Here is a 9,293-nt window from a genome sequence, read left to right on the forward strand (position 1 = left end):
TCAGTGGTCAGTGGTCAGTGGTCAGTGGTCAGTGGTTATTAGTTATTAGTTATTAGTTATTAGTTATTGGTTATTGGTTATTGGTTATTGGTTATTGGTTATTGGTTATTGGTTATTGGTTATTGGTTATTGGTTATTGGTTATTGGGTTATTGGTTATTGGTTATTGGTTATTGGTTATTGGTTATTAGTTATTAGTTATTAGTTATTGGTTATTAGTTATTAGTTATTAGTTATTGGTTATTGGTTATTTTTTGCTTCGTCATTATTATTATTACCCATTACCCATTACCGATTCCCCATTACCCATTACCGATTCCCCATTACCCATTACCGATTCCCCATTACCCATTACCGATTCCCCATTACCGATTCCCCATTACCCATTACCCATTACCGATTCCCCATTACCCATTACCCATTACCGATTCCCCATTACCCATTACCCATTACCCATTACCGATTCCCCATTACCCATTACCGATTCCCCATTACCGATTCCCCATTACCCATTACCCATTACCCATTACCCATTACCCATTACCCATTACCCATTACCCATTACCCATTACCCATTACCCATTACCCATTACCCATTACCGAAAATCGGTGAAATTTTAATTTTTAATCACATAACTAACTAGAGCTTGTAGCCCCAGCCGATAACTTTCTGAGCCAAAACCGCTGATTTGCCCGATCGCCACCGCCGCGATATACGAGTGGTGCCGAAAAGCTTCCCGTCGGTAAATATTGCTCAAATGAACTTCCACCGCAGGGATATTCACAGCGGCGATCGCGTCTCTAATTGCCACACTCGTATGAGTATAAGCTCCAGCATTAATCAACAAGCCTTGGTGCTGCCCTAACATTGAGTGAATTGCATCCACCAAAACCCCTTCATGATTCGACTGCTGAATAGAGACTTGCACCTGGAGGGCTTGCGCTTCTCGTTCTAGCAACTTGTTGATATCATTTAAAGTCGCAGAACCATAAACTCCAGGTTCTCGCTGACCCAATAGATTCAGATTAGGGCCGTGAAGTACCAGGATATTTAACAATTTTAAAAATTCCAGCGCAACAAAATTTATGAGATTTTTGAGAGTTTTGACTTGGGATTTAGAACCAGTCTTCAACCTCAAACCTCAAACCTCAGATTTCACATCTAGTCCCGACTACCGGCGATGCCTGGGTTGGTTGACTGGAATAGGAATCGGTTCGAGTTCCGGTTGAGCTTCTGGACTCAGCAGTCCTTCTATCAGCTTGCGAACCCATTCTTTAATTTGTTCCAGCACCTTTTCAATGTCTTCCATTGAACGGATAGCTCCTTTTTTTATAGTCTAGATTGGTGACGCTCCTACTCTGAATCAAAGATTACAGCGTAGGCATCTGAGTCCTGTTAAGGATATCGAGATCTTCCTTCGAGGTACTCCAAAATGTTTCTCTCGCTCGGCGTTTTATAGTGAGGAACACGTCCAGCCCCACTGTTTTTGCACTAGATCAAGGATTGTTTGTTCAGGCTGTGAAGATTTAAGAGTCCTACGGAATCGGTTAACCTTCTATCCTTCACAAACCTGGCTTTCATCCCACCCCAAATCAAAGATTAGGTCGTGGGGATTCCCGCCGAGCTAGCTAAACCGACGGCTAAATCCCTGAAAATAAGCAAGCACGACTTTGAAACCAAAGGTCAAACTTGCTTTCTCGCTTGCTGGTTGTTGGGAGCAACGCTTTTAAGCAAAGGAGAGAATCAGTGTATTTGCCAATCAGCCCTGTCTTATTATCATAACGAATCTTTACAGATAATCAATAGGCAAGGGGAAAATTACTGAAATATCTCGGACTGCAATTATTAAATAAAGCTTAAGCTTAAGGATGAGTATTGACAATTGACAAAGTGTTAGAGGTTTTCTACGCTTTTGCCAATAATAATTTACGCCGGAGCCGATCGAGCGCCGTACAACTACTCAGATTTCTAATCCAATCGCGAGTGCGGGCATAGCCGAAACGGTATTCAAAACTTTCAGCCTCGCCGTCGGGGCCCGCTAAACCGATATAAACCAGTCCGACAGGTTTAGCATCCGTGCCGCCTCCTGGGCCCGCGATGCCTGTAATGCTCAATCCCCAAGTGGTGTTGAGACTGGCGCGCACTCCCGCAGCCATTTGTTTTGCGACTTGCTGGCTGACTGCGCCAAATTCGGCTAAATCTTGGGGATTAACACCTAATAATCCTTCCTTAACCCGATCGTCATAGGAAATAATTCCACCCAAAAAGTACCTCGAACTGCCGGCAACACTGGTCAACATCGCTCCCAACCCTCCTCCCGTGCAGGATTCAGCCACACTAAGAGTTTCGCCAGCCAACAGCAACAATTTACCGACAGTCGAGGCGAGGGTATCGGTATCGGCACCGTAACAGTCTAAGTCAGTAATCAGTAGCAACTGTTGTTCGATCGGCTCAATTAACTTTTTAGCATCAGCTTCCGACTGGGCGCGGGCCGAAATCCGCAGTTTGACTTCGCCGTGATTGGCGTAGGGAGCCACAGTAGGATTAGTTAAACTCAGAAAACTATCTACTTTTTCCGCCAGTGCCGACTCAGCAATTCCCCAAAATTTCAACGTGCGACTGCAAATAGTTGCACTGCACCAGCCGTTATTTTTCAAGTAAGGAACGGCGATTTCTTGCCACATCAAGTGCATTTCCGCCGGTACCCCGGGAAATGTCATCACTGTGACATTGGGAACCGGCTGCCAAATAATCCCCGGTGCAGAACCTGTCCGGTTTGATAGAATGTCCGCACCTTCGGGAATTAAAGCTTGTTTGCGGTTGCTCTTGCTCATGGTGCGTCCCCGCTGAGCAAATTTTTGTTCGATATCGGCGATAATTTCCGGCCTTTCGATGAGGGGAACACCAAAATAATCGGCGATTGTTTCGACTGTGAGGTCGTCTGGTGTGGGGCCGAGGCCTCCGGTGAAGACCAAAAGTTGCGATCGACCTATAGCTATTTCTATCACCTGTTTAATGCGTTCTGGATTGTCTCCCACAACTGTTTGATAGTAGTGAGGGATGCCCAAACTCGCTAATTCTTTCGCTAAAAACTGGGCATTGCTATTAAGAATATCGCCTAACAGCAATTCAGTGCCAACACAAATAATTTCAGCAACCATTATTCTATTTTAGATTTTAGATTTTGGATTTTAGATTGGTTATTGGGCATTGGGCATTGGACATTGGGCATTGGGAAGAAGGCCCGCGCAGGGCATTGGGCATTGGGCATTGGGCATTAATGATTGGTGATTGGTGATTCTTACTAACAAGTAACAACTAACAACTAACAACTGTCAACTAACAACTGCCAACTGTCAACTGTCAACTGTCAACTGTCTATCGAGCGTGTCTCCAAACTTTCCAGCTAGCGTATCCCAGCAAACTTGTAGCTCCCATAGCGTAAACTATGCCACTTGGAACTGAAAAAGCTAGGGCTAAACTTCCCACCCAAAGTGTCAGCGAGTAAATAAATAAAACCGCAAATCTATGGGATAGTCCGGCTTCTAGGAGTCGGTGGTGCAGGTGGCGTTTGTCAGCAATAAAGGGCGATTTGCCGTTACGGAGCCGATCGAGAATCACCGCCGACATATCTAAAATCGGTACAGCTAAAATTAAATATGGCAGTAACACAGAAGTAACAGCCGTAGTTTTAACTAACCCAATTACTCCCACTCCAGCGAGAGTAAACCCGATAAAATAAGCCCCGCCATCTCCCATAAAGATTTGAGCCGGATTGAAGTTGTAGCGTAGAAATCCCAAGGTGCCACCAGCTAAAGCCGCTGCAATTAGGGCCGCCGCCGGTTGGTGCATCGACAGACTGACAATCAGCATCACAACTGCTGCAATCCCCGAAACTCCGGCTGCTAAACCGTCCAAACCATCAATCCAGTTAATGGCGTTGGCCATACCGACGAGCCAAATCACGGTAATGGGCAAGCTCAGCCAGCCAAGATCCGTCAGTCCCAGGGAGGGAACTGTGAGAAACTCAATTTGTACGCCCGCGTACCAAGCGATGCTGGATACGCCAATTTGCATGAGTAAGCGTTTGATGGCTGAGAGCGAAAACAAGTCGTCTGCTAAACCGATGAGGAAGAATCCGATGCCGCCGAGGGTGACTCCCCAAATTTCGTATTCGTCTTTGGGATTGAGAACTTGTCCGGTAGCATCGATGAAGCCTCCACAGAGCCAGACAAATAACAGGGCAATCAGAGTGCCGAGAAAGATAGAGACTCCTCCCAAGCGTACCATGGGGCGCTGGTGGACTTTTCGCTCGCCTGGCCGATCGACTCGCCCGCTTTTGAGACCAATTTTTTTAACTATTGGCGTACTCCAGAGGACGACGCTCGCAGAAACCAGAAAAGCTATTACGTGGTACAGATACTGATACGGCATCTGAAATCAATTTTAAATAGTGCGGGGCAATTAGGGTGTCAGGCAGAGTCTACTACATTTCAGATGGCTTGTAACCAGGAAACATTTTTAAGAGCGACTGGGGGTTTGGGAGCCGGAGATTTGCCGGAGTGGAAGTTGCCAGGATGCGAATTGTCAGGTTTTTAAATGATTCCTCTCGAATTAATCGTCTTTCAATCGCAATGTTGATCGACTTTTTCGATATCCATACTTGCCAAGCGAGCTGAGTTGAGCGGTATCTTTCGCGATCGACAAATACCGTTAATCAAACCAGCGCCGCTCGACAAATATTTTTAGTAAAAACTGCCTTTCGCGATCGAGATTTTCGATAAAAACTGCTTGTCAAGATCGCAAGGAACAACTCTCAATCTTTTGTAGCTCTTTTACCTTTTTACCAGAAAGAATTGGTTGAAAGCCTCTCCTTGATCGGGAGAAATTAAAATCAGACTATTCATTACTCCCATCCTATTCCTTCTAGGTAGAGGTCGCTCTCCTTCGGTCAACTGTCAACTGTCAACTGTCAACTGTCAACTGAACCGTACACTTCCAACTACCAATTCCCCATTGCCGATCAGGAAAATTAAGCTAATGCCGGCACTTTCAAGAACAAGTGCGGGTATAACGGGAAGCGATCGCACAGTGCGGCTACTCGGCGCCGACATTCGGCGGCGACGCTTTCATCATCTGGATTTAGCAGTCGATCGGCAATAATATTACCAATCTCGGTAAATTCTGCTGTTCCCATTCCTCTTGTCGTCATCGCGGGCGAACCGAGTCTCAAACCGCTGGTGACAAAGGGCGATGCTGGATCGAAAGGCACCGTATTTTTATTAGCAGTAATATTCACACCGCTGACTAATTGGTCGGCTCGCTTGCCTGTCATGTTTGCCGATCGCAAATCTACTAGCATTAAGTGATTGTCGGTGCCGCCGGAAACGAGTTTTAAACCCCGCTGCTGCAACTGTGCAGCTAAAGCCCGCGCATTTTCAATTACTTGACCGGAATAAGTTTTAAATTCCGGTTTTAATGCTTCGCCGAAAGCTACAGCTTTGCCCGCAATCACGTGCTCTAAGGGGCCGCCTTGAGTGCCGGGAAATACTGATTTGTCGAACTTTTTGCCCAGTTCGGGGTCATTGGTCAAAATCAAGCCGCCACGGGGGCCGCGCAGGGTTTTGTGAGTGGTGGTGGTGACTGCGTGACAGTGGGCGAGGGGGCTGGGATGATGGCCTGTGGCGACTAATCCGGCAATGTGGGCGATGTCGGCGAGCAGGTAAGCTCCAATTTCGTCGGCGATCGCTCTAAACTTTTCAAAGTTGATAATTCGCGAATATGCCGAATAGCCGCAAATCAGCAATTTTGGTCGGTTTGCTTTAGCTAGTGCCAAAATTTCGTCGTAGTCGAGCTGTTCAGTTTCTTTGTTGACGCCGTAGTGAAAAGCTTTAAACCATTTACCGGATACATTAACCGGCGAACCGTGGGTCAAGTGTCCGCCGTGGGACAAATCCATGCCCATAATTCCGTCCCCTGGCTCTAGCAAGCTCAAAAATACTGCAAAGTTGGCTTGAGCGCCGGAGTGGGGCTGGACGTTGGCGTGGGCTGCGCCAAAGAGCTCTTTAGCGCGATCGATCGCGATTTGCTCGATGCCGTCAATAAATTCGCAGCCGCCGTAGTAGCGTTTGGTTGGCAATCCTTCGGCGTATTTATTGGTCAGCACTGAGCCTTGAGCTGCCATTACGGCTGCGGAGGTAAAGTTTTCGCTGGCGATCAGTTCTAAGTGATCTCGCTGCCGCTGGAGTTCTTGCCCGATTAAATCGGCAATTAGCGGATCGGTTTTGGAAAGGAAGTCTAAGTTAGTGTCCGTCATTCGATTTTAGATTTTAGATTTTGGATTTTGGATTGACCCCACGGCTCAAGTCGGGGGAAGAGAGGATTTGAGATTTTAGATGCAAGGATTGATTCCACGGCTCGATCCGGGGGCTTGTACCATCAAGAAATTCTTGGTCACAATAATCAACCTCTTCAGAAATTTGGGGATTGGGAATTGGGGATCTTGTACCATACTACGGATTTCGCACCATTGACATAAATATTACGTTGTGTTCAGGTTAAGCCGTTTGTCCCAAATTCCTGACATACAATGAAATTACTGGTGTGGAACCTGCCGGAGGTATCAAATGTTAGTCATTCTAATGGAAAATCAGATGCTTGCCCCTCAGTGTGTTTGCCAAAGTTGTGTGCTCGCCGATCGCACTGGCCAACCGCGCTGGAGCGGTGGAGAGCTTCGCTGCGGTCATCCAGTTGCCAAACCTACGGAAAATTTGCCCGATCGATACGAGTGTCAAATGGGCTTCGTCATTGCCAATATTAAATAATCATCGGCCAAACAGGGCATCGGGCATCGGCCAAACAGGGCATGGGGCATCGGGCAAACAGGGCATCGGGCATCGGGAATGGTGACTATTGAACCCGACTTGAGATAAGTACCGCTGAATCTACTCGGCTCTGAGTGAAAAGCAAGTTCCGGGCGAGTCGGAACACTGAGCCTGCCGCTGCGTTATCCTGAGTTTAATGGGAATTGATATTTAGTCGATCGACTCAGGAGAGTTCATTATGACTTGGCGCGGATCTACGACTGTTCCAGACCGGATTTTTGCTTCTTTGCCTTACTTGCTACCGCTGATTGACGGGCTTGCCTTTGGTAGGTTTCTGTTTACACAGTTTCCTGTCCTGCAACTGTTGTTGATACCGCTATCTCCATTGATGCAAATTTATAGTTTGCCCTTTGCTAGCTTGGTTATTTTCTTTGCCCTGTATTTAGGAGTAGTTAGAAACGAAAACATCAGTCACTTCATTCGTTTTAATGCGATGCAGGCGATTCTTTTAGACATTGTTTTGATGCTCTGCGGTTTGGTTTTGCCAATTTTTGCAAAAGGCTTCCAAGTCGCATTTATTGCAGAGACTCTGTATAATATGGTGTTTTTAGGCGCTTTAGCTGCATTTTTCTATGCAGTGGTTCAATCGGCTTTGGGACGCTATGCAGAGATTCCTCCCATTTCGGACGCTGTTTATATGCAGGTACGTTAGTAAGTAGTTATTGGTTATTTGTTGGTTGTTATTTGTTGGTTGTTATTTGTTGGTTGTTATTTGTTATTTATTCGGATCAAACCTAATAACCAATAACCAATAACCAATAACCAATAACCAATAACCAATAACCAATAACCAATAACCAATAACTAATAACCAATAACTACGATATTTTCAAGACTGCCGATGCCTTCAATTTCAATGCGGACTCGATCGCCTATTTGCAGCGGCCCAACTCCTTGGGGCGTTCCAGTCAGTATCACATCGCCGGGATTTAGGGTCATGATTTGACTGATGTAGGAGACGAGAAAGTCTGGGGAAAATACCATGCGATCGATCTGAGATGACTGTATTGGTCGATCGCTCCCATTGACAAAAGTCTGCAACTGTGCAGCAGGACTCAATTCGCGCACAATCCAAGGCCCCAAGGGACAAAACGTATCAAACCCTTTGGCCCTCGCCCACTGGTTGTCTCGCTTTTGCAAATCTCTGGCTGTTACGTCGTTGGCGATCGTGTAACCCCAAATTTTGCCGTGTGCTTGTTCGGGAGTGCAGTTGGTACAATGTTCGCCAATTACCAGGGCCAATTCTCCCTCGTAGTCTACCCTTTCCGACTGCTGCGGATAGCGAATTGCTCCACCTGCTGCGATGACAGCGCTGGGAGGCTTGAAAAACAGCAGCGGTTCTTCGGGTACTGGAGTTCCCATCTCGGCAGCGTGATCGACATAATTTTTGCCGACGGCTACAATTTTTGAGGGAGAGCACGGGGCGAGAATTTGGTAACTATCTGGTGCAAGTTCCAAATCAGTTGGTTGTCCTTTTAACCAGGGAGGCGCATCAAATACTTGAACGCTGCGGCTAAGTTGCAGCAAACCGTAATGGATGTGTCCTTGTGTTGTTTTAACTCGAACGTAGCGCTGGGCCATAATATTTTAGATTTTAGATTTTGGATTTTAGATTAAATAGGACTTTCAGTAGGATACATATAAACACGAATCTAGGGATAATTACTGAAAATTTATTGCTCGATCGACCTTTTTGATTTTTGATGTATCATTTTTAACCCGCTTTCAGTACAAATTCCGTGCAGCGCTTTGTCCCAGGAGTCAACGGGTAGCTGGGCTAGCAAGGCAAATTCAAAGATTGTGGCGATCGCAATTTTTGATTCCCACTCAGTTAAACTGAGCATTCGATCGTAATAGCCGCCACCGTAGCCCAAGCGATAGCCGCGAACATCGCAACCTACAGCGGGTACGAGGATTAAATCTACTTCTGAGCGATCGATTTTCGGAGCATCCGGCAGCGGTTCTAGGATGCCATAAGCTCCAGTATGCAAAGCATCTCCGGGCTGCCAGACGTGCCACGATAACTGTTTGCCGACACAGCGGGGAAATCCCCACGTGCGGGGAGTTTCAAATAGGGGACTTAAATCTGGTTCTTGGCGAAAGCTAAAGTAGGCGAGGATTGTTTTTGCTTCGGTAAATAGGGGCGAGTTGTGCAGGTGGTTGCAAAGGATCTCGCTCTTTTGTCTCCATTCTTGGGCTGGTAGGGATTTGCGGGTGTTCAGGAGCGATCGTCTTAATTCGGTTTTAGTTAATGAAGGTTCAGGAGTGTTCATATTTGCGATCGAATCTCTCGTTTGAGTTCCAGTCCGGCAGGGGTTGAAAACCCCTGTCTCATAGCGAAAGTCCTCTCAAAGAGGACTCAAATTAATTGCATTTTGCATCAAACTCTGTAGTCGGTTTTAACCGACT

9 protein-coding genes are annotated in these 9,293 nt (G+C 46.4%); 2 read left to right on the top strand and 7 right to left on the bottom strand.

Annotated elements, in window-relative coordinates:
• Positions 1-616: 616 nt before the first annotated feature.
• The 5 genes from aroQ to glyA all read right to left on the bottom strand — a co-directional run bounded on the left by aroQ (position 617) and on the right by glyA (position 6,316).
• Positions 617-1,057, bottom strand: coding sequence for a type II 3-dehydroquinate dehydratase (gene aroQ, locus JGK20_RS17130; protein ID WP_293178224.1), 441 nt, complete (start codon positions 1,055-1,057; stop codon positions 617-619).
• Positions 1,058-1,171: 114 nt separating this feature from the next.
• On the bottom strand, positions 1,172-1,309 hold the full coding sequence (locus JGK20_RS17135; RefSeq protein WP_293178014.1) for a hypothetical protein: 138 nt from the start codon (positions 1,307-1,309) through the stop codon (positions 1,172-1,174).
• Positions 1,310-1,904: 595 nt separating this feature from the next.
• Positions 1,905-3,161, bottom strand: a complete 1,257-nt coding sequence (locus tag JGK20_RS17140) for a competence/damage-inducible protein A (RefSeq protein ID WP_293231493.1) — start codon at positions 3,159-3,161, stop codon at positions 1,905-1,907.
• Between the two features lie 217 nt (positions 3,162-3,378).
• Positions 3,379-4,434 carry an MraY family glycosyltransferase gene (locus JGK20_RS17145; RefSeq protein ID WP_293231495.1) on the bottom strand — a complete coding sequence of 352 codons (1,056 nt, stop codon included), beginning with the start codon at positions 4,432-4,434 and terminating at the stop codon, positions 3,379-3,381.
• A gap of 598 nt (positions 4,435-5,032) precedes the next feature.
• Positions 5,033-6,316: a serine hydroxymethyltransferase gene (glyA, locus tag JGK20_RS17150; protein WP_293214329.1), complete on the bottom strand. Its 1,284-nt coding sequence runs from the start codon at positions 6,314-6,316 to the stop codon at positions 5,033-5,035.
• Positions 6,317-6,626: 310 nt separating this feature from the next.
• On the opposite strand from glyA, the gene JGK20_RS17155 reads away from it, so the two are divergent.
• Together JGK20_RS17155 and JGK20_RS17160 are read left to right on the top strand one after the other, a co-directional pair.
• Positions 6,627-6,824 (top strand): hypothetical protein, encoded by a 198-nt coding sequence (locus JGK20_RS17155; protein WP_293133771.1) that lies wholly within the window; start codon positions 6,627-6,629, stop codon positions 6,822-6,824.
• A 238-nt stretch (positions 6,825-7,062) separates the two neighbouring features.
• Complete coding sequence (locus JGK20_RS17160) at positions 7,063-7,536, top strand: Tic20 family protein (RefSeq protein WP_293177999.1); 474 nt, start codon at positions 7,063-7,065, stop codon at positions 7,534-7,536.
• 152 nt (positions 7,537-7,688) lie between these two features.
• On the opposite strand, the gene JGK20_RS17165 is transcribed toward JGK20_RS17160, so the two are convergent.
• Positions 7,689-8,465 carry a fumarylacetoacetate hydrolase family protein gene (locus JGK20_RS17165; protein ID WP_293214331.1) on the bottom strand — a complete coding sequence of 259 codons (777 nt, stop codon included), beginning with the start codon at positions 8,463-8,465 and terminating at the stop codon, positions 7,689-7,691.
• A gap of 92 nt (positions 8,466-8,557) precedes the next feature.
• Entirely contained in the window at positions 8,558-9,157 is a 600-nt protein-coding gene (locus tag JGK20_RS17170; RefSeq protein ID WP_293214333.1) for a 5-formyltetrahydrofolate cyclo-ligase, read from the bottom strand.
• Positions 9,158-9,293 lie beyond the last annotated feature (136 nt).

It is taken from the genome of Microcoleus sp. PH2017_05_CCC_O_A (assembly GCF_020738785.1).
Classification (GTDB): Bacteria; Cyanobacteriota; Cyanobacteriia; order Cyanobacteriales; family Microcoleaceae; genus Microcoleus.

Bases quoted from the DNA above. Each gene is read 5' to 3' on its own strand.
- JGK20_RS17165 (WP_293214331.1), bottom strand. From the start codon at position 8,465: ATGGCCCAGCGCTACGTTCGAGTTAAAACAACACAAGGACACATCCAT.
- JGK20_RS17160 (WP_293177999.1), top strand. From the start codon at position 7,063: ATGACTTGGCGCGGATCTACGACTGTTCCAGACCGGATTTTTGCTTCT.
- JGK20_RS17140 (WP_293231493.1), bottom strand. From the start codon at position 3,161: ATGGTTGCTGAAATTATTTGTGTTGGCACTGAATTGCTGTTAGGCGAT.
- JGK20_RS17155 (WP_293133771.1), top strand. From the start codon at position 6,627: ATGTTAGTCATTCTAATGGAAAATCAGATGCTTGCCCCTCAGTGTGTT.
- glyA (WP_293214329.1), bottom strand. From the start codon at position 6,316: ATGACGGACACTAACTTAGACTTCCTTTCCAAAACCGATCCGCTAATT.
- JGK20_RS17135 (WP_293178014.1), bottom strand. From the start codon at position 1,309: ATGGAAGACATTGAAAAGGTGCTGGAACAAATTAAAGAATGGGTTCGC.
- JGK20_RS17170 (WP_293214333.1), bottom strand. From the start codon at position 9,157: ATGAACACTCCTGAACCTTCATTAACTAAAACCGAATTAAGACGATCG.
- JGK20_RS17145 (WP_293231495.1), bottom strand. From the start codon at position 4,434: ATGCCGTATCAGTATCTGTACCACGTAATAGCTTTTCTGGTTTCTGCG.